The organism is Methylobacterium sp. PvP105 (genome assembly GCF_017876975.1).
GTDB lineage: Bacteria > Pseudomonadota > Alphaproteobacteria > Rhizobiales > Beijerinckiaceae > Methylobacterium > Methylobacterium radiotolerans.
In genome coordinates this window covers 949,196-974,675 of sequence record NZ_JAGIPA010000001.1, presented here as the reverse complement: position 1 = coordinate 974,675, position 25,480 = coordinate 949,196, and the positions used below count along the sequence as shown (strand labels likewise).

General features: G+C 69.2%; 22 protein-coding genes. 11 read left to right on the top strand and 11 right to left on the bottom strand.

The window, feature by feature from the left end:
* The first annotated feature begins 2 nt into the window (after positions 1-2).
* The 3 genes from J3A75_RS04585 to J3A75_RS04575 all read left to right on the top strand — a co-directional run bounded on the left by J3A75_RS04585 (position 3) and on the right by J3A75_RS04575 (position 1,075).
* The gene (locus J3A75_RS04585; RefSeq protein ID WP_122160863.1) at positions 3-227 is read left to right on the top strand and encodes a hypothetical protein; all 225 of its coding nucleotides are present in this window, start codon (positions 3-5) and stop codon (positions 225-227) included.
* 258 nt (positions 228-485) lie between these two features.
* Positions 486-677, top strand: coding sequence for a hypothetical protein (locus J3A75_RS04580; RefSeq protein WP_122160864.1), 192 nt, complete (start codon positions 486-488; stop codon positions 675-677).
* Positions 677-1,075, top strand: coding sequence for a response regulator (locus J3A75_RS04575; RefSeq protein WP_122160865.1), 399 nt, complete (start codon positions 677-679; stop codon positions 1,073-1,075). Before J3A75_RS04580 ends, J3A75_RS04575 begins: the two co-directional genes overlap by 1 nt.
* Before the next feature lie 10 nt (positions 1,076-1,085).
* On the opposite strand, the gene J3A75_RS04570 is transcribed toward J3A75_RS04575, so the two are convergent.
* The 3 genes from J3A75_RS04570 to J3A75_RS04560 form a co-directional block, all read right to left on the bottom strand.
* Positions 1,086-1,319 (bottom strand): hypothetical protein, encoded by a 234-nt coding sequence (locus J3A75_RS04570; protein WP_122160866.1) that lies wholly within the window; start codon positions 1,317-1,319, stop codon positions 1,086-1,088.
* A 200-nt stretch (positions 1,320-1,519) separates the two neighbouring features.
* Positions 1,520-3,244: a sensor histidine kinase gene (locus tag J3A75_RS04565; protein ID WP_122160867.1), complete on the bottom strand. Its 1,725-nt coding sequence runs from the start codon at positions 3,242-3,244 to the stop codon at positions 1,520-1,522.
* A 51-nt stretch (positions 3,245-3,295) separates the two neighbouring features.
* Complete coding sequence (locus J3A75_RS04560) at positions 3,296-3,595, bottom strand: hypothetical protein (RefSeq protein WP_122160868.1); 300 nt, start codon at positions 3,593-3,595, stop codon at positions 3,296-3,298.
* 49 nt (positions 3,596-3,644) lie between these two features.
* Here J3A75_RS04560 and J3A75_RS04555 point away from each other — a divergent pair, with 49 nt between their 5' ends.
* Entirely contained in the window at positions 3,645-3,848 is a 204-nt protein-coding gene (locus J3A75_RS04555) for a hypothetical protein (RefSeq protein ID WP_122160869.1), read from the top strand.
* A gap of 54 nt (positions 3,849-3,902) precedes the next feature.
* Here J3A75_RS04555 and J3A75_RS04550 read toward each other — a convergent pair whose 3' ends face one another.
* Positions 3,903-7,931, bottom strand: coding sequence for a PAS domain S-box protein (locus tag J3A75_RS04550; RefSeq protein ID WP_245451062.1), 4,029 nt, complete (start codon positions 7,929-7,931; stop codon positions 3,903-3,905).
* Positions 7,932-8,459: 528 nt separating this feature from the next.
* Positions 8,460-8,660 (bottom strand): hypothetical protein, encoded by a 201-nt coding sequence (locus J3A75_RS04545; RefSeq protein WP_163006056.1) that lies wholly within the window; start codon positions 8,658-8,660, stop codon positions 8,460-8,462.
* A gap of 201 nt (positions 8,661-8,861) precedes the next feature.
* Here J3A75_RS04545 and J3A75_RS36370 point away from each other — a divergent pair, with 201 nt between their 5' ends.
* A complete protein-coding gene (locus J3A75_RS36370; protein ID WP_238247513.1) occupies positions 8,862-9,230 on the top strand; it encodes a hypothetical protein in 369 nt (122 codons plus the stop codon).
* Between the two features lie 308 nt (positions 9,231-9,538).
* Here J3A75_RS36370 and J3A75_RS04535 read toward each other — a convergent pair whose 3' ends face one another.
* The 4 genes from J3A75_RS04535 to J3A75_RS04520 all read right to left on the bottom strand — a co-directional run bounded on the left by J3A75_RS04535 (position 9,539) and on the right by J3A75_RS04520 (position 15,402).
* Positions 9,539-9,913 carry a response regulator gene (locus J3A75_RS04535; RefSeq protein WP_122160872.1) on the bottom strand — a complete coding sequence of 125 codons (375 nt, stop codon included), beginning with the start codon at positions 9,911-9,913 and terminating at the stop codon, positions 9,539-9,541.
* 97 nt (positions 9,914-10,010) lie between these two features.
* Positions 10,011-12,248: a PAS domain S-box protein gene (locus J3A75_RS04530; protein ID WP_209649739.1), complete on the bottom strand. Its 2,238-nt coding sequence runs from the start codon at positions 12,246-12,248 to the stop codon at positions 10,011-10,013.
* A 1,032-nt stretch (positions 12,249-13,280) separates the two neighbouring features.
* Entirely contained in the window at positions 13,281-14,732 is a 1,452-nt protein-coding gene (locus J3A75_RS04525) for an ATP-binding protein (protein WP_122162806.1), read from the bottom strand.
* Positions 14,725-15,402 (bottom strand): response regulator transcription factor, encoded by a 678-nt coding sequence (locus tag J3A75_RS04520; protein WP_122160874.1) that lies wholly within the window; start codon positions 15,400-15,402, stop codon positions 14,725-14,727. Before J3A75_RS04520 ends, J3A75_RS04525 begins: the two co-directional genes overlap by 8 nt.
* 277 nt (positions 15,403-15,679) lie before the next feature.
* Between J3A75_RS04520 and J3A75_RS04515 the strand changes: the two genes are divergently transcribed.
* The 3 genes from J3A75_RS04515 to J3A75_RS04505 all read left to right on the top strand — a co-directional run bounded on the left by J3A75_RS04515 (position 15,680) and on the right by J3A75_RS04505 (position 20,412).
* On the top strand, positions 15,680-16,942 hold the full coding sequence (locus tag J3A75_RS04515; RefSeq protein WP_209649737.1) for an efflux RND transporter periplasmic adaptor subunit: 1,263 nt from the start codon (positions 15,680-15,682) through the stop codon (positions 16,940-16,942).
* A 4-nt stretch (positions 16,943-16,946) separates the two neighbouring features.
* Positions 16,947-20,084: an efflux RND transporter permease subunit gene (locus tag J3A75_RS04510; RefSeq protein ID WP_122160876.1), complete on the top strand. Its 3,138-nt coding sequence runs from the start codon at positions 16,947-16,949 to the stop codon at positions 20,082-20,084.
* A 103-nt stretch (positions 20,085-20,187) separates the two neighbouring features.
* The gene (locus J3A75_RS04505; protein ID WP_238247514.1) at positions 20,188-20,412 is read left to right on the top strand and encodes a hypothetical protein; all 225 of its coding nucleotides are present in this window, start codon (positions 20,188-20,190) and stop codon (positions 20,410-20,412) included.
* Between the two features lie 439 nt (positions 20,413-20,851).
* Here J3A75_RS04505 and J3A75_RS04500 read toward each other — a convergent pair whose 3' ends face one another.
* Together J3A75_RS04500 and J3A75_RS04495 are read right to left on the bottom strand one after the other, a co-directional pair.
* Positions 20,852-22,216, bottom strand: coding sequence for a sensor histidine kinase (locus tag J3A75_RS04500; protein WP_122160878.1), 1,365 nt, complete (start codon positions 22,214-22,216; stop codon positions 20,852-20,854).
* Positions 22,209-22,889 (bottom strand): response regulator transcription factor, encoded by a 681-nt coding sequence (locus J3A75_RS04495; RefSeq protein WP_122162807.1) that lies wholly within the window; start codon positions 22,887-22,889, stop codon positions 22,209-22,211. The genes J3A75_RS04500 and J3A75_RS04495 overlap by 8 nt, the downstream gene beginning before the upstream one ends.
* Before the next feature lie 564 nt (positions 22,890-23,453).
* Here J3A75_RS04495 and J3A75_RS04490 point away from each other — a divergent pair.
* The 3 genes from J3A75_RS04490 (at position 23,454) to J3A75_RS04480 (ending at position 25,463) form a co-directional block, all read left to right on the top strand.
* Complete coding sequence (locus J3A75_RS04490) at positions 23,454-23,858, top strand: hypothetical protein (protein WP_209650961.1); 405 nt, start codon at positions 23,454-23,456, stop codon at positions 23,856-23,858.
* On the top strand, positions 23,768-24,721 hold the full coding sequence (locus tag J3A75_RS04485; RefSeq protein ID WP_122160880.1) for a MipA/OmpV family protein: 954 nt from the start codon (positions 23,768-23,770) through the stop codon (positions 24,719-24,721). Before J3A75_RS04490 ends, J3A75_RS04485 begins: the two co-directional genes overlap by 91 nt.
* 325 nt (positions 24,722-25,046) lie before the next feature.
* Entirely contained in the window at positions 25,047-25,463 is a 417-nt protein-coding gene (locus J3A75_RS04480; RefSeq protein ID WP_312892336.1) for a MucR family transcriptional regulator, read from the top strand.
* The last annotated feature ends 17 nt before the right edge of the window (positions 25,464-25,480 follow it).

Below are 25,480 nucleotides of genomic sequence, written 5' to 3'. Positions count from 1 at the left end.
CCATGCGCCTCGAAATGCTGAATTACCTCAACACGCTCGACAGGGGCATCGTCGCCCTTGAGGTGGTGGCGGCCGAACTGGTCCGGGCTGCGTCGGTAACGCCCGACGAGGCCGCCGACATCATGCTGACCCTCGCCCGCCGTCACCGGGTGAGGATCCTGGAGATGCAGGGCCAGTTCGCGGCGCTGAAGGAGATCTACTCCGAGCGCTATAACAGCCAGACATGACGATGCCTCGGACGGTCAGACCCAGGCCGCCCTCCTCACTTTCGGTGTAAGTGGCACTCGGTCTCGGTGAGTTGGCCCACGGCCAACCGGCCCCGCACGCCCTTGCCGCGCCGCAGGCGTCGATGCCTTGGCAATTGGCGTTCCCACTAAAGCCACGCTGCAACCAACCGCGCCTGGGCTCATTGGTTAGGACAACTTATCACACGTTAAGGTGGGGCCGGGGCCGGCGGGACAGGCGCCGCCTCGGGACGGGAACCCATGCGCCAATGTCATCTGTGGCACCCCAACCGCTCCTCGGCAACCCAGGACCCCTGCCTTCACGGGGTCGGTAACGCGCTTGAGGACGCCTACTCCGCTCTTGTGGACGACACCCTGCCCGAGGACTGGAATAGGTTGATCGCTCAGCTCGCCGAGCGGGTCGACCACGTGGAACAACCCGAGGAGAACTGATGCGGAAGATGACCCACGCCGCCCCGCTGGCCCTCGTGGTCGACGATGACCAAGCCACGAGGGCCGAGGCCGAGACGCTTCTGGGCGAGACGGACCTCGACGTGATCACCTGCGCCAGCGGGGAGGCAGCGGTCGAGGTCTTGCAGCGCTGCGGCGACGACGTCGTCATGCTGCTGAGCACCGCGACGCTAAAGGGCGAGGTCGGCGGGCATCAACTCGCCACGGCGGCCGGCAGGCTCCGGCCAGGCATACGGGTGGTGGTGAGCACGGGGACCCCCGAGACGTGCCGGAAGCGGGTGCCCGTACAGACGGTATGCACCCGCCGGCCTTGGTTGCCGCTCGACATCCTGGCCCAGGCCCATGCAGCGCTGCGGGAGCCCCAAGAGAACCCGGCCTGAGCCGCGGCGTCTACTTGGTGGCTTTGGACGGCAGGATTGGACCGAGATCCGCCCTATCGCCCAGAAGGCGGCGTCCGGACATGATCCGCTGCAGGGTCTGCCTGTCCGCCCCGTCGAGCCGGGCCTCGTCCTCCATGCGCCGCAACCGCTCCACCATCAGCCCCACGGCCGCATCCGAGGCGCCGGCGTTCTCGGCCAGGGTCTGCACGAGCCAAGTGATCTGGTCGTCCGATTCATCGGTCATTCTTCACGCAGAGGTTGGGATGAGCCGCTTGGCGGCCGGCCGCAGATAGGCATCGAGCCCAGGGACCGCAGCGGCACGGCGTGCGGCCAGATGCCCGAACCGTAGCGGGAACCCCTGGCCCAGCGGGCCGCCAGGACGCGCAGACCGCCCTGGCCTGTCAGGTTGAAGATGAGGCCGGCATGGGATGTCCCCTTACGCCCTCAGGCCGTGCCGAACGGCTGGCCGCCAGCCACCTCCCGGAACGAGGTGAAACGGTCCTGCTCGTCGAGGGGCACGTCGAGCGTGCAGCGCAGGCCATCGGCGGCGAACTCAAGCCGAACCAGGCCGCCGAGCTCCCGGCTGACGCCGCCGGTGATCAGGCGGGTTCCGAAGCCGCGCCTGCCCGGTTCCTGGACGGGTGGCCCCCCGCTCTCACGCCACTCCAGCGCGAGCCGCCGGGCACCGCTCTCCCCCACGACGACGCGCCAGGTCACGTCGACCCGCCCGTTCTCCGTCGACAGGGCACCGTACTTGGCGGCGTTGGTCGTCAGCTCGTGGACCGTCATGCCGAGCGCCAGGACGTAGCGGGGCGGGAGGTCGAGGTCCGGCCCGTCCAGGCTGAAGCGGTGCGCCTGCTCGTCGCGGAACGGGGCCAGCTCGTTCTCCAGCACCGTGCGCAGGGAAGCGGCGCCCCATTCGTCCCGGGATAGCAGGTCGTGTGTCTTCGACAGTGCGAGGATGCGGCCCTCCAGCCGGTCGTCTCGGCGCGACTGCCTGGCCAGGGACTGCACGGTCGTCAGCGTGTTGCGCACGCGATGGTTCAACTCGTGCAGCATCAGCGTCTGCCGCTCCTGCAGCAGATGGCTTCGGGCGAGTTCAGCGCGCAACTCGCCCTCGTGCTTCTGCAGGGACGCCGCCATGGCATCGAACGCCTCGCCGAGCTGTCCGAACTCGGTCGGCCCGGAGATGCCGGTCCGCGCCTTGAGATTACCCAACCGCCAAGCGGACGCGACCCGGAGCAGGCGGCTCACTGGCTCGCGGATGAACGCCCGTCCGGCAAGCAGGGCCGCCGCAAGCGCCAGGGCGGCCCCCAGGCCGATCAGCACCAGCCCGCGCCAGGTCGCCGCGTCGATGTCGGCGAAGGCCGAGGCCGGCGACAGCCCGACGGCGACCGTGATGCCGTCGAGGTCGTCCGGCGTGGCGGCCGCGACGCCGGTGATGCGCATTCGGCCACGCATACCCCGCATGTCGACGACTTGGCCGCGGTTCTCCGAGAGCGCAGACCAGAAGGCGGGCGGCAGGGGTTTCCCGACCCATTGCGCGTGGTCCGGCACGCGGATGAGGATCACGCCGGCCTTGTCGGCGACTGTGAGCGTCGCATCGTATGGCAGGCCCGCCCGGGCCTGCTGGCCGGCCAGGTAGTCGAGGTCGATGCTGGCCACCAAGACGCCCTCCGGGTGTCCGTCCGGGCCCGCCAGCGCCTGCGCGAGTTGGATGGTGGGCTTGTCGGTTATGCGACCGCGGGTGTGCTCGCCGACCACGAAGCCGCCGGTACGCAGCGCGTCCTGGAAGTAGCGCCGGTTCGCCAGCGAGTAGGCGCTGCGTGCGGAACCGAGCGTGTTGCAGACCACGCTCCCGTCCGTGTCGACCACGGCGAAGAAGAAGGCGCCCGGCACCTTGTCGAGCAGCGTCCTCAGGTAGGGCGTGCAGACCTCGTGGTCCTTGCCGCGGATCTCGGGCACCTCCGCGAGGATGCCGAGGGCTTGGCGCACGCCGCGTCCGAACTGCCCGAGGTCCGCCGCGACGCTTCGGGCCGTGCGCATCGCCTCGGCGCGCACCGCCTCGCTCCGCGCGGCACGCAGGGCGTACTCGTTGTAGCCCTGGATGGCCAGCGCCGGCATGAGCGCCAGGGCCACCAGGCCGACGATCCGTTTGGTCAGCGACATCGAGGGACCGGCCCTACTCCGCGGTTCCCTCGGCAATGAGACAGGAGGAGTTTAACGGAAGATAGGCGGACCCGCCGCGCGGTCCAGGGCGTGCGGCGTCAGGAACGAGACGAGGGGCTGGCTAGGCGGCGACGAGTGGCAGACGAGGCCGGTGGCTGCGTAGGTGGGCTTGACCTTCCCTCCGACCTCGCCGGTGAAGCTGCGCTCGATCAGGCGCGAGCCGGAACCACGCCTCGCGGGCTGGGTCAGGATGGATGGGCCGCCTTGGTGGGACCAGCTCAGGCGGAACCGCGGCGCCTCGCCCTCGTGCACCACCTGCCAGCGCAGGTCCACGGCATCGGAAGCGGCCATCGCGTCAGGTCGGAGGGACGGGCCATCGCCGATCGGCTATGATGGCTGAATGGACCCAGAGGAATCCGAACTCGCGATGGTCAGACGGCATGTCCGCGAAGGCGAGGGACAGGTCGCCCGACAGCGCACCCTCGTGGCCCGCCTGCGAGCGGACGGCTTGCCCATCGAGGAGGCGGAGGCCTTGCTCGCCACCTTCGAGGAACTCCAGCGCCAGCACGAGGCCCATCTGGCCCGAGCCGAGGCGAAGATGTGAGCGGCGAGTGCCGGGGATGGCGAGTGATGCGCAGCGTGCGTCCCGGCGAGGACGTCAGGCCGCCGCGATGAGCTCCTTGATGCGGCTGGCCAGCACCTCCATGACGAAGGGCTTGGTCAGCACCTGCATGCCCGGCTCCAGGTGCCCGTTGCCCACCGCCGCGTTCTCGGCATAGCCGGTGATGAACAGCACCTTCAGGTCGGGCCGGTTCACCCGGGCCGCGTCCGCCATCTGCCGCCCGTTCATGCCGCCGGGCAGTCCGACGTCGGTGACGAGCAGGTCCATGCGCACGTCGGATTGCAGCACCTTGAGGCCGGATGCGGCATCCGCCGCCTCGATGGCGGTGTAGCCCAGGTCCTCCAGAACCTCCGTGACCAGCATCCGCACCGTCGGCTCGTCGTCGACCACCAGCACGGTCTCCCCCTGCTCGGCACGCGGGGCAGAGGCGAGGTCGGGCAGCCTCACATCGGTTTCCGCCTCGCCGTAGTGCCGGGGCAGGTAGAGGCACATCGTCGTGCCCTGGCCGACCTCCGAGTAGATCCGGACCTGACCGCCCGATTGCCGGGCGAACCCGTAGATCATGGACAGCCCGAGCCCGGTGCCTTGGCCGATAGGCTTCGTCGTGAAGAACGGGTCGAAGGCGCGGGCGATCACGTCCGAGGTCATGCCGGTGCCGGTATCGGTGACACAGAGCGACAGGTACTGGCCTGGTGCCAGGTCGCGGTCGCGGGCGCCATGCTCGTCGAGCCACTTGTTGGCCGTCTCGATGGTGATGCGCCCACCCTCCGGCATCGCGTCGCGCGCGTTGATGCAGAGGTTCAGCAGGGCGTTCTCAAGTTGGTGCGGGTCGACCAGCGCCGGCCACAGACCGGCCGCGCCGACCACCTCGATGTGGACGGAGGGGCCGACCGTTCGGCGGATCAGGTCCTCCATCCCGTTGACGAGGGCGTTCACGTCGGTGGGCTTGGGGTCGAGGGTCTGACGGCGCGAGAAGGCGAGCAGGCGGTGCGTGAGGGCCGCGGCCCGCTTCGAGGCGCCCTGCGCAGCGGTCATGTAGCGGTCGATGTCGGTCAGCCGGCCCTGGCTCATGCGGGTCTGCATCAGCTCCAGCGAGCCTGAGATGCCGGCGAGCAGGTTGTTGAAGTCATGCGCGAGGCCGCCCGTGAGCTGGCCGACCGCCTCCATCTTCTGCGACTGGCGCAGGGCCTCCTCGGTCCTGGCGAGCGCCTGGGCGGCCTCCTTCTCGGCCTGGATGTCGCGCCCGACCGCGTGGATGAAGTCCTCGTCTGGAACAGCCGTCCAAGACAGCCAGCGGTAGCTGCCGTCCTTGTGGCGGTAGCGGTTCTCGAAACGCGGGATGGTCGCCCCGTCCGAGAGATCGCTGGCCGCCGCCGCGGTGGCGGCCGCGTCGTCGGGATGGACGAGGTCCATGAAGGAGCGCCCGATCAGTTCCGCCGCGCTCCAGCCGAAGAGCGCCGTCCAGGCCGGGTTCACCGCCACGATGGTCGCCTCGAAGCGCGCCACCAGCATCACGTCGGTCGAGAGGCGCCACATCCGGTCGCGGTCGCGGGTGCGCTCCTCGACCTGCTGCTCCAGCGTGGCCGCTAGATGCTCCAGCTCGGCGGCTGCCCGCTTCCGGTCGTCGATGTCGGTGTTGGTGCCGACCCAGCGCGTCACCCGCCCCGCGGCGTCGCGCACCGGCTCTCCCCTGACCAGGAACCAGCGGTAGGCGCCATCGACCCGACGCACCCGGTACTCGGTCTCGTAGATGCCCTCGGCCTCGCGAGCCTGAGCCCATGCAGCCGTGGCCGGACCGACATCGTCCGGGTGGACGATGCGGGCCCAGGCATCGGGGCCGAGCACGCTTCCTTCCGGCGCGCCGCAATAGGCGTAGAACTGGTCGTTGAACCAGTACAGCGAGCCGTCCGGATGCGCGGCCCAGACTTGGTTCGGGATGGCCTGCGCGAAGACCCGGAACTGCTCCTCGCTCTCGCGTCGGCTCGCCTCGGCGCGGAAGCGCTCGATGGCGGCGCGGGTGCGCTCGGCGATGTCACGGATGAAGGCGAGCTTGTCGGTCCGCCAGTCCCGCACCTGCCGGTCGTGCAGGAAGAGCACGGCCACGATCCGCCCGTGCTCCATGACCGGCACGTTGATCAGGGCGCGGACGCCGATGTCCAGGAGGGGACCCGGGTTGCCCGCGGTCCGCGGGTCGAGGGTCACGTCCGGAATGACGATCTCGCGGCCTTCCTCCAGGCCCGCGCGCACCTCGCCGTAGTCGTCGAAGCGGTGGCGCCCGGCGACGCTCGCCACGCCCGGCGCCGTCCAGTCCCGCTCGATCTCGATGTGCTCCAGGGCTTCGTCGACCGTGCCGTAGCCTGCCCGGTCAAGGCCCAGCGTGCGGGCCATGATCTCTGCCCCGACGGCCGCCATCTCGGCCGTTCGGCGGCAGCCCTGGAGGCGGTCGCCGAAGGTGATCAGGGCATCCCGGAAGGATTCCTGCCTGCGGCGCTCGGTCAGATCACGGGTGACGGTGCCGTAGCCGGTGACGGCGCCGTGCGCGTCGCGGACCGGGAAGATCGTGTAGTGAACCGGGACGGCGGCGCCGGTCGAGAAGTTGCGGAACGAAAGGTCGCCTTCCCAGAAGCCGCTCTCGCGCGCCGCCGGGAGCGCCTCCTCCAGCACCGTCGACCTGTCGCCGGGCTCGAAGAAGTCCGCCACGTCGTAACGGCGGGCTTCCTCCAGGCTCGCGAGGCCCACGAGCCTGCGCCCCGCCTCGTTCAGGAACTCGGCCTTGCCGCCGAGGCCGGCGAGACCGATGAAGTCGCTCGACTGCTCGACGAGGGCCGCCAGACGGCGCGCGCTCGCCTCGGCGGCTCGGGCCTCGGTGATGTCACGGACCGTCCCGACGAAGCGCACCGGCCGCCCGTCCCGGAAGACGGTGTTGCCCCTCGCGGCCAGCACGCGCTCCACGCCGTCGTGCCGGCCGACGACGCGGTACTCGATGTCGAAGCCGTCGCGCGAGCCGATGGCGGCCTGGACGGCGCGGTCGGCCCGCTCGCGGTCGTCCGGGTGAACCCCCGGAAGGAAGGCGCCTTCGTAGGAGACCGGGTCGTCGTCGGAGAGCCCGAACAGGGCGCGGGTGCGCGCGTCCCAGGTCAGCATGCCGGTGACGAGGTCGTAGTCGTAGATGCCGGTGCCGGCCCCCTCCAGCGCGAGCCGGAGCCGGTCCTCCGCCTCCTGCAAGTCGGCCTGCGCGGCCTGGCGCTCCGCGATGTCGGTGACCATGACGAAGATGCCGTCGACGGTCCCGTCCACGGCCCGGCGCGGGATGTAGCGGATCTCCGATTGGCGGCTTGCGCCGTCGCGGTAGGGCATCAGCCCGTCGAAGGCGATGTCCTCGCCGGCGAGCGCCCGCGCCATGAGGGGCAGTCGCGCCTGGTAGACGGCCTCACCGACGACCTCGCGCACCCGCCGATCGAGGATCTCGCTGGCCGGGCGCCCAAACCAGGTCTCGTAGTAGCGGTTCACGAACCGGTAGACATAATCCCGGTCGATGAAGGAGATCAGCACCGGCAGCGCGTCGGTGACGACCTGGAGCTCGTCCCGGACACGGCGTGTCTCGCCCTCGCTCGCCGTCGCCTCGGTGCGGTCGCGCAGGATCTTGAGGAAGCCCAGGCTGGCGCCCTCGGGCGACCGGAGGGGCATCAGTTCGCCGCTCGCCCAGAAGCGGGTGCCGTCCTTGCGCAGGTGCCAGCGCTCGTCGTTGGCCCGCCCGGTCTCCGCGGCGCACCGCATTTCCGTCTCCGGCCAGCCGGCCACGCGGTCCTCGGGCGTGAAGAAGGTCGAGGTCGGCTGCCCGACCATTTCCCCTGCCGACCAGCCCAGGATGCGTTCGGCACCCGGGTTCCAGGCCGTGACCCGGCCATTCCGGTCCGTGGTGATGATGGCGAAGTCGACGGCGCTGCCGAATATCGCCGCGTAGTGTCCTGCCGGCGACGAGGAGCGGTCGTCCCGAAGCCGCGCCACCTCCGCCTCCAGCTCGCGCTCGCGTCGCCGCAGCCGCTCGATCTCGGCCCCGCTCACGGACGCACCCCGACCCATGCAAAGCATGGGACCCGGCGATCCGGCTCCCGAGAACGCAGGGGCTTGGCCAGGCAAGACGCGGAACGGGAGAACGCGGACGTGATCAAACCGGGTAACCGACGGCAGCGGCAAGGGTGGAATCGCCTGCCTAAGTAGGACGGGCAAGGCTCGGCGGTAGCAGGGGCGTAGGCCAGACCCGTCCCTTTACGCAATCATGCCCCGCCGGAAGCCGGCGCAGGTGTCTCGCGCTTCGGCCCTTGGGGAGGATCACCGGCCGGCCCCCGAGCCCGGCCGCCCTTCGCCTCCACAAGGGCTTGCGAACGGCGCGCCGCGTGGCGCGTTCAGTCCGGACCGGTAAGGCCGGCTCAACCGGTATTCTCGCCGGGGTAGTCCAGGGAGTCCGGGAGGGTTGGCGTTCCAAGGGTCAATCTGCGCCCGGTCGGGAGGGTGCTGCACGCGGCCATCGCGCGGAAGCCCAAGGTTCGCGCCGCGTCCACCAACGCTTGACCGTATCAGGATGGCGAAATGCTAGTCGCCGCTCTCCGCCACGGTGCCTACGGCGGCTTGAAGGACGGCCAGGTTGCCGCGAAGCGCCAGACCGTTGATGCGATGCCGGCGGCCCATGTGGCGGAGCATGTCCGCGGTGGCGTGGTGGCCGTCCTGCTCCAGCTCATGGGCTAGCCCAGCCAACTCGCGGGCCAAGCCCTCTTCCTCGACAATCTCCAGCATTGTCGCGTCCATAACCTGCCTTCGCGTGTCGGGCATGCGTCGTCGTCAGCGTGTGAGGATGCCTCGCGATCTGGGAATTCCCCATGACGGCTCCAATGCTTATGGATGACGACCTGTCCTGCCCCGGCGACATGACCGGCCCCCTGGACGGGACAGCCAAGTCGTAGGCCGGCTGAAGTCTGAACAAGCGGGAAGCCGGCCATGACCGACCGCTCGACCGCCCAGGCCGGGGCACCGGATCAGGGCGGCGGGCTCGCTGAGGAACTGGCCTACCGCCTGCGCCAGCAGCAGCTCACCGCCGAGTACGGGCGCTTCGCGCGCAGGACCCACGATGCCGCCATCTGGACAGGGGGCCGAGGCGGAGACATCCGAGAGCGAATGGCAGAAACCTCACGCTTGGCACCCGTCGCCGAGGACTGCTCGCGACCCATTGCCGGTTCTGCAGAGGCCAGCTTTGAGGCTATCTACGAGGCGGACGCCTACGATAGGTTAGTCTATGAGCAACGCTTGATCACTCAAGGCAAATGCCTACGGTATATCCGTGGCCCAATGCTGGGTGCTTGCGGTTGAAGCAGCGGCTTACGCGGGCCGCCCCATACCACATTGGTTTCCCCGGCCCGACCACCTTAATCGGGTAGATATCAGCGGTTCCGATTGCATTCACACAGGTTTAGTATCGGCCGCAACAGGCGCGAATACCACCTCATGAGAAGCTACTGACCTTTCGCCTATTGCCCGACGCGTCTCTGTTCTTTCGACCTCTGGTCGGATACTGATCGTCAGCCTACGGGCTTATTACCGAAGCCTCCTTTGCACCTTGAGCGGACCCGTGCGTTTGGGTGCCAAGCGCCAGGTTTCGACCATTAGGAAGGCGACGACTAGGCAGCCGTGTCGATGGCCTTCAGGAGCTGCGCCTGGCGGTAGGGCTTGAGCAGGAAGCGCCCGTCGTCCGGCATGTCGGCATCGCGTAGCCCGGCCCGGCCGGACGTCACGACGAGCCGGATATGGGGCCAGCGCTCGGCAACCCGGCTGGCGAGCGCCAAGCCGTCCATCGAGCCCGGCATGTCGATGTCGGTGAACAAAACGCCGACTTCCTCAGCCCTCTCAAGGATCGCCCAGGCGGCGTCGGCCGTGGCGGCCTGCAAGACGGGGAACCCGGCATCCTCCAGCATGTCGACGGCGATTAGGCGGACCAGGCTCTCGTCCTCCACGACGAGGACGGCGGATGGCGTCGCGGTGGGTTCGCTCGTCATTGCTGAGGTGGGGTCCAGGAAGCGGGAAAGGGAGAACCGATTTAACGAGCGTTAGTTTCAGCTTGGCGGATGCCTCGCCGACCCTGCGCGCCGCACCTCAGGCGACGGCCTCGTCGCGCGGCTCCTGCAACGAGGCGAGCGGCGCCTCCAGGCGGCAGGTCAGTCCGGTCGGCGCGTAGGTGAGCTTGACCTCCCCGCCGACCTCGGCCGCGAAACTGCGCTCGATCAGGCGCGAGCCGAAGCCACGGCGCGTGGGCAGGGCGAGGATGGGCGGGCCGCCTTGCTCGGACCACGTTAGGCAGAAGCGGGGCGCGTCGTCCTCGTGCACAACGTGCCAGCGCAGATCGACCATGCCGCGCTCGCTGGAGAGGGCGCCGTACTTGGCGGCGTTGGTCGCGAGTTCGTGCAGCGCCAGCGCCAGCGCGAGGGCCGCCTTCGCGGAGAGGAGCACGTTCGGACCGCTTGTGCGGATGCGGGCCGCGGCGGCCCCCCGATGCACGGCGAGGGCGCCCTCCACGACCTCGGCGATGGGCGCCTCGGTCCAGCTCGACCGCGTCAGGATGTCGTGGGCGCGCCCGAGCGAGATCAGACGCTCGGTGAACGCCTCGCGGGCCGCGTCCAGGTCGGCGGCGTTGCGGAAGGTCTGGCTGGCGATGGCCTGGACCATCGCCAGCGTATTCTTGACCCGGTGCTGCAGCTCGCCCGTGAGCAGGCGCTGCCGCTCCTCCGCCTGGCGCCTGTCGTGGATGTCACTGTTGCTGCCGAGCCAGCCGACCACCGCGCCGCTGGCGTCCCGCAGTGGCTCGGCCCGGATCAGGAACCAGCGATATGCGCCGTCGTGGCGGCGCAGGCGCGCCTCGGTGTCGTAGACGACCTCGTGGGTGCGGGCATGCTCCCATACCCCGAGCAGGCCGGGCAGGTCGTCCGGGTGGATGACTTCGCCCCAGCCGAGGGGCAATGCCTGCTCGGGCGTCTGGCCGGTGTAGGCGTACCAACGGTCGTTCAGGTAGCTGAGGCTGCCGTCGGGGTTGCCGAACCAGATGATGGCCGGCGCAAGCTCGGTGAGCGCCGCGAACCGCTCCTCGGCGACCTTGCGCTCGTGGATGTCGAGGGTCGTGCCGATCCAGCTCGTCAGCGTGCCGGCCTCGTCCCGCACTGGCTTCGCGCGCGACAGGAACCAGCGGTACTGGCCGTCTGCCCGCCGCAGCGGAAATTCGACCTCGTAGGGCCGCCCGCTCTCGGACGCCGCAAGCCACGCCGCGCGGGTGGCCTCGCGGTAGTCGGGATGGATGGCACCCATCCAGCTCGCCTCGCCGGTCTCACCGGGAGGCAGCCCCGTGTAGTCGTACCAGTAGGCGTTGCAGTAGGTGACGTTGCCCGCGGCGTCGCCGAACCACACCACCTGCGGGCTGACCTCGACGAGGGAGCGGTAGCGCAACTCGCTCGCCTTCAGGGCGGCGCCGGCCTCGCGCTGGCCGGTGCGGTCGCGCAGGATCTTGAGGAACCCGAGGAGATCGCCGTCCTCGGAGCGCAGCGGCGTCGTCTCGCCCGATGCCCAGAACCGGGTGCCGTCCTTGCGCACGTGCCAACGCTCGTCGGGCGCGCTGCCGTTCTCCAGCGAGAGCCGCGCCTCCGTACCCGGCCAGCCGGCCGCGCGGTCCTCCGGCGTGAAGAACGCCTCGACCGTGCGGCCCAGCATCTCGGTTTCCGCCCAGCACAGGATGCGCTCGGCGCCGGCGTTCCAGCGGGTGATGCGCCCCTGGGGGTCGGTGGCGATGATGGCGTAGTCGGTGGCGCTGTCGAGGATGCGCTCGTGCAGCAGGCGCTGCTCGGCCTGCTCGCGGAGCGACCGGCGCAGCTCCATCTGCACCATGGTTTGGCGCGCGAGGCGCATCAGGCCCTTGCGCTGCCGCTCGGTGATCGCGTGCGGCTTGGTGTCGAGGACGCAGACCGTGCCGATGGGCTGGCCCTCGTCCGTCTTCAGAAGGGCGCCGGCATAGAAACGCAGGCCGGGCTCGCCGGTGACGAGCGGGTTGCCCTTGAAACGGGGGTCCCGTGTCGCGTCAGGCACGTACAGGAAGTCCTCCTGCAGGATGGCCTGTCGGCAGAAGGAGGTATCGAGCGGGGTCTCGCGGACACCGAGTCCCACCTCGGCCTTGAAGAACTGGCGCCCTTCGCCGATCAGGTTGATCACCGCGATGGGCGCCTCGCACAACTCGGCAGCGGCCTCCGCGATCTCGTCGAAGTCCCGCTCGCGCGGGGTGTCGAGCAGACGGTAGCGGTCGAGGGCGCGAAGGCGTTCGGCTTCAGCCTCGCTGGTACAGGCGCGGTCCATCGTACAGACAGGCTTGAGGGGACTAAGTGGTTCCGTGAGATGAGGCGCCCGGCGGAGAATGCCAGGGCAATCCCCGCAATTGCCTGGGCGCCCGACCGGCCTTGATCCGACTCGATCCGTTAGGCCAGCCTAACTCGGTTCGCGAGGGCGAGCCCGCATGACGTTCGCGAAGCATGTGGGATGAGGAACGCCCTCAAGACGCCCATGTACATATCTGCGCTGTCGTCCTCGCTGACCAACGTGGCTCTCGCGCAGCTTTGGGACCGCGGGCCGACATGGGTCGCGCTACTAATTCGGGCTGCGAACCTCCACTGATTCGGTCGCCGGCAACCTTGAAAAGGCAGGGCCCCCCTCTTTCGAGAGCGGCCCCAGATCTACTCTAGGTTTCACTGATGCGGAACTTCGGTGTCCAAAACCACATCACTGGGTCGGCTATCACTTGTCGGTCCTGCCGCGATCCGCGTGGCCTGCCGGCGCTGTTGTCCACCACGCCGCGTGGGGCCGCCGCCGACATCGGCGAGGAGTTGGCGCCGCACGGTGGCGCGTGCCACGTCGTGGCCAGGCCGATGGCGCCGGCGGTTCCGGCCACTTTGCCGCGCCGGATGCCAGGATCCGGAAGGTTCCGAGCGACCGGGAGACGGAAGACTTGGGCGGCCTCGACTGGCAAGCCCGGCTTTCCAGATCAACTCGATCATCGGATGTATCTCATTTTGGGACCGGGGCGGGCGCTCGGCATCACTACCTCCGTAGCTCCGACCTCCCCGCACGAGAGGATCCGCATCGTCGTAGGCTCTGGAGCGACCGCCGTGTCGGCCGACGTGTTCGGCGGCCGGCGGCCGGAATCGGGCGAGCACCGGTGTAAGCGCGGTCGTGGCGAGTACAAACGCGACCGCAAGCGCGCGGGTTGGGCGGGTCATCGGTGTCGCTTCGATTTATTTGACACGAATGCTGCGCAGGACCGCGAAAAACATAGGCCTGCAAAGCCCGAAAAAGGCTAAACCACTAACCCCACGTTCCGGCATGACATCGAGTTTACGGTCGGATGCCGGCTCGCGGACCCGGCACACCATCGGGTGCGGGCAGGGGGCGGCCAACGAAGCCGCGCGCCCATTCCCGCCCATTTGCCTCTCCCTGATGGCATTGGACTGCGAAGCGGGCACCGCCACCGGGCGAAGCCCGCAGATCCACCGTGAACCCGTGCAGCTTTGCAATCGCGGCGACGAGGCCGAGCCCCAGTCCGTTGCCCGGCGTCCGGCGAGCGCGCTCCGCCCGATAGAAGCGTTGGAACACCTGATCGCGCTCGGCCGGAGGGATGCCGGGCCCGGTGTCCTCGACGAGGATGACGACGCCCCCCTCCTCACGCGCCAGGCCGATCCGGACGCGGCCGCCGGGCGGTGTGAACTTCACGGCGTTGTCGACGAGGTTCGACACGGTCTCGAAGAGAAGGTCGCGGTCGCCCTCGACTGGCGGGATTCCCGCCTCGACCGCGACATCGAGGGAAACGGTTTTTTCCTCGGCGACCGGCTCGAAGAATTCTGCCGCCTCGCGAACGACCTCGGCGAGGTCGACCGGCGCGAAGCCCGCGAAGCGCCGACCGTGCTCGATCTCGCCGATACGTAGCACGGCCGTCACCATCGCGAGCGTCTGGTCGATCCAGGCAAGGCCCTGATCCACCGCCTCGCGGAACTCCGCGACGCTGCTGGCTTGCTCACGGGTCCGCTCCAGCCTCGCCCGCAGCCTGGTCAGCGGCGTTCGTAAGTCGTGCGCGACCGCGTCGCTCACGCTGCTGACCTCGCCCAGCAGGCGCTCGATCTCATCGAGCATCCGGTTGACGTTGCCAGCCAGCCTGTCGAACTCGTCGTTCCCGCCGCCGACCGGCAGACGCTTGCGCAGGTCTCCGCGCATCACCTGGGCCACCGCGGCCTCCGTCGCCGCCAGGCGCCTTCGCGCCCGGCCCGCGAGCAGCAGTCCTCCAAGACCCGAGAGCGCGAGCGTCGGCATCAGGCCGAGGCCGAGCGCGCGCAGGGTGGTGGCTTGCACCCGGTCGATCTCGTCGGTGTCGTGTGCGATGACCACCGTCCTTCCGTCAGGGAGCGCGAGCGCGGCCGCCCAGATCTCGTCCCGCATTGCGCGGCCCGCGATGTCGACGTTGGCGCTGACCCGGTAGGCGTCACCGTCGCGCGCCAAGCCGTCGGGTACGGCGCCGAGATTGCCGGAGCGACGTTCGCCCTCGGATCCGAAAAGTCCGCCGAAATGCGTGGCGTGCAGGTCCATGGCAATCCAGGTCTCCACGCGCATCGCGGTCGCGGCCGGATCCGCCGCTGCCGCCCGGACCTCCAGCCGGAGCGTCTCGGCCAGCTCCTCCCGAAGATAGGCGGCCGTCTGCCAGTACACGAAGGAGAACGTCGTCAGCACGAGCAGGACGGACCAGATCGCGATGCCCAGCGCCCACCGGAACGTTGTGGAGCGCAGTAGGTCAGTCATCGGGCGCAAGGGTGAAGCCGATGCCGCGCACGTTGTGGATCAGGGGCGGCTCGCCCTCCGCCTCCAGCTTGCGGCGCAGACGGCCGAGATGGACGTCGATGAGGTTCGACTTCGGCGTGAACCGATAGTTCCAGACTTCCTCGAACAACAGCGTCCGGGTCACGACCTGTCGCGGACGCCGCATCAGGTATTCGAGGAGCTTGAGCTCGCGCGGCAACAGGTCGAGGTCGCGGGCGCCACGCCGGCCCGTGCCGCCGATCAGGTCGATCTCCAGACTACCGACCCGCAGGATCGTCTCGCGGGCGTCGACGGGACGGCGCAGCAGCGCCTCGATGCGGGCCGCGAGCTCCGCGAGCACGAAGGGCTTGGCAAGGTAGTCGTCGCCACCCGCCCGCAAGCCGCGGATGCGCTCGTCGACGTCGCCGAGCGTGCTGAGAACAAGGGCCGGCGTCCGGTTCCCTGAGCGCCTCAGGTCCTGCAGCACGCTCAGCCCATCGAGCCCGGGCAGCATGCGGTCGAGGATGATCGCGTCCCAAGCCTCGTCGCGGGCGTAGGCCGCGCCTTCCGGGCCGGTCGATGCCCAGCCGACGACGTGGCCGCGCCCGCGTAGGTCGCCATGCACCTCGCGCGCCGTCTCGGCATCGTCCTCGATCAGCAGCAGCCTCGCCACGTCCTTAAGCCTGCCTCGAACGCCCTTGCAGCCAACACACGATCCAATGCCGCAACGCGCCGCCGCCGTCCCGGCGAAACGTCAGAATGAACGCGAATTTAGTGGCGCCGGGCACCCTTCAACGTAGGTGTTGGAACGGCTCTAATCTAGCGGGACGAACGCGGGCGTGCTCTTGACCGTCGAGACAGTTTCACGCCTCGCCGGCGAAGGTGACCCCGTCTCCGACCCGTTCGACGCGAGGGCCCGGTCCGAGCCGGACCCTTCGACACAGGGTCCGATGGGAAAGCCGCCGGCCCGAGGCTGGGTTCTGCTGGTCGCGGCGGTCGCGCTCGCCTCCGCGGGCTGGTGGCAACGCGGGGCCGCGGAAGCCTATGTCGGACCTGCGCTCACCTGGCTCGGCGTCGAAGTCCCTTTCTCCGGTCAGGCCAAGCGGGCGGAACGGGCCGACGCGCCGCCACAGGCGAATCCGAACCTCGTGGTGCTCGACGGGGCCGGGCAGAAGCGCCTGGATCTGGCCTTCGCGAAAGCGCAGACCCGCAGGATCGTCCTGCCGGTCCGGTCACCCGGCACGGTCACCTTCGACGAGCGGCGCGTCGCCCGCCTCAAGCCGCGTACGCAAGGGCGCGTTCTTAGTCTGGCGGTCCAACCGGGCGATCCCGTGCGCGCCGGGCAGACGCTCGCGACCCTCGACGCCGCCGGCGTGCTCGACGCCCGCAACGGCCTCGCCGAAGCGAAGGCGAGCCTTGTTGAGGCGCAAGCGACGGAGAAGGTCGCCGAGACGAACCTGAAGCGCGGCCAGGACCTCCTCAAGGTCTCGGGCGTTGCCCAGGCCGACGTCGACCGGCGCCAAGTCGACCTTGCCAAGGCGCACGCGTCCACGCTCTCCGCCCAGGCCAAGGTCGAACTCTACACGGCGCAGTACGAGCGCCTCGCGCCCGAGCCCGGCGCACATGTCGGCACCAGCGCCATCGTCTCGCCAATCGACGGCGTCGTGACGAGCGCGAACATCACGCTTGGCGAGGTTGTCGATAGCAACCGCGACGCGTTCACGGTGGCCGATCCCTCTCGCATCCTCGTCCTTGCCAACCTCTACGGGCGCGACATCGGCAGGGTGGAAGCGGGGGACGTGGCCGAGGTCCGGGCGCCGGTGCCGGACCACCCCGCCTTCGAGGGCCGCGTGCGCTCGGTGAACGCCGCGCTCGATCCCGCCAGCAACACCGCCCCGGCGCGCATCGAGATCGCCAACCCGGGCGGATACCTCCGCGCCAACATGTTCGTCTGGGTCGAGATCGCCGCCGACCTCGGACGGGAGGGCGTGACCGTCCCGGCCACCGCCGTGCAGCAGACCGAGGGCGGCCCCGTCGCTTTCGTGCGCGCGGCGGAGAACCGTTTCGAGAAGCGCGTGCTGAAGCTCGGGGTGCAGCGGTCCGACTGGGTCGAGGTCACGGAAGGCGTGGCGGCCGGCGAGACGGTGGTCACCGATGGCAGCTTCGGCCTCAAGGCCGTCCTGCTGCGCGCGCTGCTCGGCTCGACGGATTGACCCGATGAAGGCTTGGTTCGCCCTCCTGATCCGCCGTCGTTGGCTCGTCCTCGTGGTCGCGCTCGCTGGGACCGCTGGCGGCATAGTCAACCTCGAAGGGTTATCCATCGACGCGGTGCCCGACATCTCGCCCAAGCAGGTGATGATCCTGACGCTCTCGCCCGGCCTCGGCCCGCAGGAGGTGGAGCGCCTCGTCAGCTTCCCCGTGGAGAGCGCGATGGCGGGCGCTCCGGGCCTCACCGGCATCCGCTCGGTCTCCCGCTTCGGCGTCTCGGCGGTCTACGTCACCTTCGAGGACGGCATGGCCGTCACGGAGGCGCGGGTCCAGGTCTTCCAGCGCCTGCCCCAGGCCAAGGCAATGATGCCGGCCGGCGTCGGCGAGCCGCAGATGGGGCCGATGGCGACCGGGCTGGGCGAGATCTACCAGTTCGAGCTGCGCGGGCCGGCCTATTCGCCGATGGAGCTGAAGCGCATCCTGCAATGGACTATCGCACCACGGCTGAAGCTGACGCCCGGCGTCGCGGACGTGAACATCTACGGCGGCCAGTTGCCGACCTACGAGGCCCGGGTCTCCGCCGAGGCGCTGCATCGCTACGGGGTGACACTCGGCCAAGTCTACGCGGCGCTCGCCGAGAACAACATGGCTCGTGGCGGCGCCTACATCGAGCACAACGACCAGCAGGAGGTGATCCGCGGCCTCGGCCTGGCGAAGGGACCCGCGGACATCGCCAACATCGTGGTGGCCACGAACGCGGGTGGCCTGCCCGTCACCGTCGGCACCTTGGGCGAGGTGGTGGAGGCGCCGAAGGTCCGCCTCGGCGCGGTGAGCCACGACGCGGCTGGCGAGACCGTCGTCGGCATCGCCATGATGCAGCAGGGCGAGAACGCGAGCGCCGTCGTGGAGCGGGTCAAGGCCGCCATCGGGGACCTGCGCCCACAATTGCCGCCCGGCATCGAGGTCGTACCCTACTACGACCGCTCGGCCCTGGTGGAGCGCACGATCCGCACGGTCGAGCACAACCTGCTGGAGGGTGCGGTGCTGGTCGTCATGGTGCTCCTCCTCCTGCTCGGCAACCTGCGCGCCGGCCTCGTCGTCGCGGTCGCGATCCCGCTCTCCATGCTGATGGCCTTCGCCGGCATGCGGCTCATCGGTCTCTCGGGCAACCTCATGAGCCTCGGCGCCATCGATTTCGGCCTCATCGTCGACGGCGCCGTGGTGATGGTCGAGAACGTGCTGCGCGCCCGTGGCGAGCACCCCGGGCGACCGGCCCTCGACGTCATCCGCGACGCCACCGCCGAGGTCGCCAGGCCCATCCTGTTCGCGGTGGCGATCATCATCCTCGTCTACCTGCCGGTGCTGGCGCTCGAAGGGGTGGCGGGCAAGATGTTCCGGCCGATGGCTTTGACCGTCATCCTGGCGCTCGCCGGGTCGCTGGTCCTGACCATGACCCTGATGCCCGCGCTCGCGGCCCTCGCGCTTGCGGGCCGCGGCGTCGGCGAGCGCGAGACGCGCCTCGTCCACGGGGTTCGGGCGCTCTACACGCCGGTGCTGCGGCTCGCCGAGCGCCGGGCGGGTGCCACGGCGCTCCTCACCATCGCCCTGTTCGCGGGCAGTTGCCTCATCGCCACCCGGCTCGGCGGCGAGTTCCTGCCCAAGCTCTCGGAGGGGTCGGTGGTCGTCACCTCGGAGAAGCTGCCCGGGATCAACCTCGACGCCTCGCTCAAGGCCGTCCACCGGATCGAGACGGTCCTGGAATCCTTTCCCGAGGTCAAGCGGGTCGTCTCGCTAACCGGCAGCGCCGAGATCCCCACCGACCCGATGGGAGTGGAATCGACCGACAGCTTCATCACGCTCGCGGATCGCTCGACCTGGACGACGGCGGAGACGCAGGACGGACTCGTGGCCGCCTTCGACAAGCGCCTGCGCGAGGAGGTGCCGGGGGTGGCCTACTCCTTCTCGCAGCCGATCCAGATGCGCATGGACGATCTGCTGGAGGGCGTGCGCGGCGACGTGGCGATCAGCCTGTACGGCGACGACCTCGCCGTGCTGAAGGAGAAGGCCGACGCCATCGTGCGCGCCGTCTCGGACGTGCCGGGCGCGGCGGACGTGAAGGCCGAGGCGCAGGCCGGGATGCCGGCCCTGTCGATCCAGGTCGACCGTGCGGCGGCCGCCCGCTACGGCATCAACGTCAGCGACGTCCTCGACACCGTCGAGGCCATCGGCGGCCGCCCTGCAGGCATGGTCTACCGCGACGACAACGCCATCACCGAGATCGTGGTGCGGCTCGCTGCCGCCGACCGCAGCGACGTCGAACGCATCCGCGCGCTGCCGGTCGGACGCAACGGCAAGGCCCTCGTCCCGCTCTCCCTCGTCGCGTCGGTCGACGTCGCCACCGGTCCGGCCCAGATCAGCCGCGAGCGCCTGCAGCGGCGGATCTCGGTCCAGGCCAACGTGCGCGGGCGCGACGTGCAGAGCTTCGTGTCGGAGGCGCAGGCGACGGTGAAGGCGCAGGTCAGCCTGCCGCCGCGCTACGCCCTCCAGTGGAGCGGACAGTTCCAGAACCTGCAGGAGGCGACGGGCCGGCTTTCCGTGGTGGTGCCGGCCGCCATGGCCGCGATCCTGGTGCTGCTCGTGGTGATGTTCGGCGACATCCGCCTCGCCGGGCTGATCTTCCTCAACGTGCCGGTGGCGGCCACCGGCGGGATTCTGGCGCTATACCTGCGCGGACTGCCGTTCTCGGTTTCGGCCGCCATCGGCTTCATCGCCACCTTCGGCATCGCCGTGCTGAACGGCGTCGTGCTGACGAGCTACATCAGGGACCTGGAGCGCAAGGGCCTCGACGCGGTCCAGGCGGCGACCGAGGCCGCGGAGATGCGGCTGCGCCCGGTGTTGACGACCGCCCTCGTCGCGACGTTGGGCTTCCTGCCGATGGCGCTCTCGACCAGCGCCGGCGCCGAGGTGCAGCGTCCGCTCGCCACCGTGGTGATCGGCGGCCTGATTACGGCGACGCTCCTCACGCTCGTCGTGCTTCCGGCCGTCTACCCCTACGTCTCCAGGCTGCGGCTGCCCATCGGAGGCCGCGGTTCGCAGCGTGACGTCCATCCGCCAAACGCCAAGCGCCGGGTCGGGTCCGATGCCTAGGAGGGCGGCATCGTACCCACTCGCCCTGGCCTTGGTCGTCGCCTGTGGCGTCCCTGCACCCGCAGCGGCCGCTGCTCCCTTCGCGTGCTCGGACTTCCTGCGGATGCATGGGCTGCTCCGGCGCGCGTCGGCGATCTGCGGCTACTCCGCCTACAACCCCGCCATCGTCGAGCGCGCGAGGCGTTGCTTCGAGGCGGTCGGTTCCCGGGAGGGCGCTCGCCAGATGTACGCCGGCGCGTCGGAGTACGACCGGATGGAGGCCGTTCGCAATCGGGACGCGCTCTGCCTCAGCCTGGCCAGCAAGTTCCCGATGGTGGTGCGCCCATGATGAACGCGTTCGAGGCGTTCGGAGGTTGCTCCGAGGCGGGCCGGCCCGGCCGCGGGCCTATCAGTTGCTTCGCGACAGCGAGATCGAACCCGGCGCCCGAGCCGGAACGGTCGTCCATGAGCTCACGGGTTGGGACTAAGGCTGCGCATCGGCCGACACGAAGACGACGGGATCCCTTTGCCGAAGCGTCAGCCTGCGGCGAGACGGCCAGCCGCCGTTCTTCGTCGTCCCGATCCAAGGCTCAGGCCCGGCCGTAACCCAAAGTGGCCGAACCGCCGAGGCGGGATGAGTTTCGATCCGGACGTCCCTACGACCCGGAAGAGGGCGGGGCCACCGTTCGCATGGTTCGAGCCGACCGTCGTGATCCCATGCGATCCGGAGGCTTGGAGCCGGCCACGGTGATTCGGGACGAGTGCCAGTCCCGAACGATGGTCAGGGGTCATCCCCCGAGCCGAAAATCCAGTCCGACGCGCAGCCCAGGCCGATTGTCCGACAGGGACATGCGCGTCTGGTGAAGGTCTGCGATGGCCGCCGCCATGCTGAGACCAAGCCCGTTTCCGGGCGTGGTCCGGCTTTGTTCCAGCCGGTAGAAGCGGCGGAACACCTTCTCGCGCTCCGGGGTGGGAATGCCCGGACCGGCGTCGGACACGCTTGCGTGGCCGAATCGACCGTCGTCGCTCCGTTCCAGTTCGACCCGAATGCCCGTTCCCGCCGGCGTGTGCCCAATCGCGTTCTCCAGCAGGTTGGCGAAGAGCTGCGTCAGCAATTCACGGTCGCCCTCGACCGTGATGCCAGGGGCCAGGGCGACCGCGAAGGGGCGACCGCCGTCCTCGATGGTCGGTGCGTAGGCCTCGCAGACGGTTTGGATGGTGTCGGTCAGGTCGACCGCCTGGAAGGCCGAGCGTCGGGCGCCGGCCTCGATCTGGGCGATCCGGAGAAGGGCCGAGAAGGTTGCGAGCAGACCGTCCGCCTCGACCATCGCCTTGGCCACGGCCGCGTCGTAATCCGCCATCGTCCCGCTATGCCGACGGGCATCCTCAAGGGTCTGGCGTAGGCGTGCCAGTGGTGTCCGCAAGTCGTGCGCGACGTCGTTCGAAACTTGGCGCACGCTCTCCATCAGCGCGCAGATCCGGTCGAGCATGAGGTTGAGCGTCGCCGACAGGCGGTCGAAATCGTCGCCCGATCCGGTTCGGGCGATCCGGCGCGACAGGTCGCCGGCGTTGATGGCCTCGGCCGTGCGCGTGACCGCATCCAGGCGGTTCAGGAGCGTCCGGGAGAGCAGCAGGCCGGTCCCGAGGCCGAGCGCGAGCGACATCGCCAGCACGACGTAGAAGGCACCGGAGACGACGTCCTCGACGTCCTCGACGCTGTCGAGGTCGATGGCCGCGACGAGCAGGCTGCCGTCCGAGAGCGGTCGGACCGCCGCGAGCATGGTGTCGTAGGGCTTGCGCCCGATCTCATGAACCACGCTGCCGCCGGGCCCGGCCTCGTCTCGGGATGCCTGAGCCAGGACTGGGTCGCCCGTGGCGACTTGTCCGTCGCGCCCCAAGATAGCGTAGTGCAGGCGGTTCTCGCGCATGGCGAACCGCGCGGAGACGAGCTTGCGGAGGTGCTCCGGCCCGCGCTCACGATACTGCGTGAAGAGTTCAGCCGCCTCGCTCTCGATGCGCGCGCGCGCCTGCCGCTTCAGCGCGTGGGTGACGAGGGCTTCGGCCGTGAGGCCGATGACGGCCACCAGGGCGACGAAGACGAGCGTATGGAGGAGGGCGAAGCGGAAGCCGGCGCTGCGCGCGGCTCTAGGCAAACGTGGCACGTAGCAAATACCCGGTCCCGCGCACGGTCTCGATCAGCTCGGGCTCGAAGCCCTTGTCGACCTTCGAGCGAAGGCGGCTGATGTGGGTCTCCACGATGTTGGTCCTGGGATCGAAGTGGAACTCCCAGACTTGCTCCAGCAACATGGTCCTGGTCACCACCCGGCCAGCGTTGCGAAGCAGGTACTCCAGGAGCCGAAACTCCCGGGGTTGCAGGTCGATCTCCCGACCCCCACGTCGGACCTTTCGGGAGATCAGGTCCATCTCCAGGTTGGCCGCCCGAAGGACCGTGTCGGCCTGCACCACCGGGCGCCGCCGACCGAGCGCGTGGACGCGGGCGAGCAACTCGACGAAGGCGAAGGGCTTGACGAGGTAATCGTCGCCTCCCGCTTCGAGGCCTGCGACCCGGTCCCCGATCCCCGCCATCGTCGTGAGGAACAGGACCGGCGTCTGCACCTCGGCGGCCCGCAGGGTCTTGACGAGGCCCAGCCCGTCGAGCCCCGGCAACATCCGGTCGACGATCAGCACGTCGTAGGTTCCGCCCGCGGCATGGAAGAGGCCGTCCCGACCGCTATTAGCCTGATCGACGACGTGCCCCTGCTCCCTCAGGCCGCGGCTGATGAAGCGAGCCATCTCGCCGTCGTCCTCGATCACCAGGACCTTCATCGTCTCGGCTCCCAGCGGCATACGGGATGTTGGACCGGGCTCGGCACGTAGGGGCGAATCGCCGGCTTTTCGACCGCAACCTAGAGCCGGTCCCCCTGAGGGTCGACGCACCTGTGCCCGCTGCGCCAGGTCACCGACTATACAAATCCGTATACTTGCGGTCACAGCCTCCCAAGGTCCGCTGCGCTTTGATCGGGCGCGCCGCATGAGCGGGAAAGGACCTTGCCCGCCGATGGTTGCGCCTTCCGGGACCAGACACGCCGACCGAGCCTGCACGCTTCCCGTGCCGGCCCGCGGCCAATCCACCGCAGCGTTCATGCTGAGCCTGTGCCTAGGGGCCATCACGGCAGCACTCCGCGCAGACGGCGGTCACATCCGCATCGGCCACGGCGACCGGACGCCCGGCCTTCCCGGCAAGGCCGACTGGACCTCGCGGACCTTCTCCCGCGGCGCGACGCAGGCGTCCGAGTTCGCGTCCAGGACGCATTCGGTCCGCCCGGCGCAGGGGCGATGAGGTCCCCGCCCGGCTACCGTCGGCGGGGCCGACTTGTCGGAACGGCCGTGTTGGCCTTCGGCATCCAAGCTGCTCTGGCGGGAACCGCCGGAGCCGGCGGCTCATCGCCAGCTAGCCTGTTGGATGGCTTGGCCGCCGAATGGGAAGCCTTCACCGGATCGGTCGCCCGCCGTTTGTCGGACACCGCACAGGCGGTCGCAGACATGCCCGACTTGGACCTGACGCCTACCGTCATCCGCGGGCGGCGGTCCTGCCCGATCCCCGCGCCCGGGCGAAGTGCCGACTGCGCGGCCGCCGCACTCCGGCTCTGCAATGAGCAGGGCTTCCTGTCGGGCCAGGAGTTGGACATCGAATCCGGCCAGGTATGCAGGGGCACGCAGTTGGGTCTTTGGGGCGGACAACCCGGAACCCCGTGCAAGTCCAAGAACTGGATCACCGAGGCGGTCTGCTGGTAATGGATCGGCCTGCCCTCCCGCCGCGGTGCGGCCAGCGGCGTCTGGCCGCGTTCTGCCTCGTCGGCGCGTTCCTGAGCCGACCCGTCTCGGCCGCGGACGCGGGAAGCAGCTACGCGCTCCCGCCGGCCGGCGCACAATCGCGCATCGTCTCCCTCGGCGTGTTCTCCCTATACGGGCCGAGGTATCTCGGCGCGGAACGCGACGGGCCATTCGCATACCCGACGCTCGGCATCCGTCGTCCCGACGAGCCCTTCGCCCTCGATTCGCCTGACGACGGCTTGAGCTTCACGGTCCTTGATACGTCGCGTCTCAAGCTCGGGCCTGTCGCGAGCCCGCGCCAGGGTCGCGATGCGGGTGTCGACCGCCGCTTCGCCGGCCTCGATCACGACCCCTGGGCCATCGAGGCCGGCATCTTCGTCGACTATTGGCTGCTGCCGGACCGGTTGCGGACGCGCGCCGAGTTGCGCCACGGCCTGCGGGGACGGGACGGCTTCGCCCTCGATCTCTCCGCGGACCTGTTCGAACGAACCGGGCGGTTCACACTCTCCATCGGTCCTCGGCTGGGCCTGCTGGACGCCGCCCTGGCACAATTGCAGTTCGGGGTCAGCCCGGCCGCGTCGGCGCGCACGGGGTTCTTCGCACCTTACGCGGCCTCCGGAGGGCTGCAGACCGTCGGCTTGAGTTCGGCCGTCGCCTATGACTGGTCGGACGCATGGCGAACGACGCTATATGGGCGCTACGACCGCCTCGTCGGGGACGCGGCTGCCAGCACGATCACGCAGCGTCTCGGAGCCGTCGACCAATTCACGGCCGGGCTCGGGATCACCTACTCCTTTCGCAGCGACCTGCCATTCCTGCCGTGATGTCAGTGGCGGCCGGCTCGCAGACTGTTCTCGCCCCAGTCAGCGGCGCTGGACCGTCTCGCCCGGGACGGCGCCGTCACGTTCGCGAGCCTCGGTCGCACGGCTTTCTTGGCAATGACGTCTCGACCGCCACCACAGGTCCAAGTCAATCATCCCATAGCCTGCTCGACCGTATCTCAGCCGAAGATGGAGGCAGCATCGAGGGACGAGCTAGCTGCAGGTTTATGCAGCAAAATGGTGCAAAATAAAACTAACCCCCAATCATAGTTCCTGCCAGGCTCATCGCAAGCAGAAATACAGATTAACAGATCTTCCACTGTCGGGAATGCGCAAGATGCCAAGATTTCATCTCACAGACACCGAAGCGCGCACGTATTTCACAACCAGCATAGTTTGCGCCTATGTGCGAAACAATGCCGCCCCACCCCGTGAGTTGCCTCGCCTTATCGCATCCGTCCATTCGGCCTTGACGGGCTTGTCGAGGCCCGTCGGAACGGCGTTCGAACGGCCGCCGAAACGCTCGCCGGCGGAGGTGAGAAGTTCGATCACGCCGGATGCGCTCATCAGCTTCATCAACGGCAAGTCCTACGCGATCCTCAAGCGGCATTTGGCGAGCCATGGATTGACCCCCCGCTCGTACCGGGAACGCTACGGCTTGCCTGATGACTATCCCATGGTGGCGCCGCAGTATTCGAAACGTCGGTCGACGCTGGCAAAGGCGATCAGGTTGGGCCAGAGGTGAAACCATCCGAAAAAGAT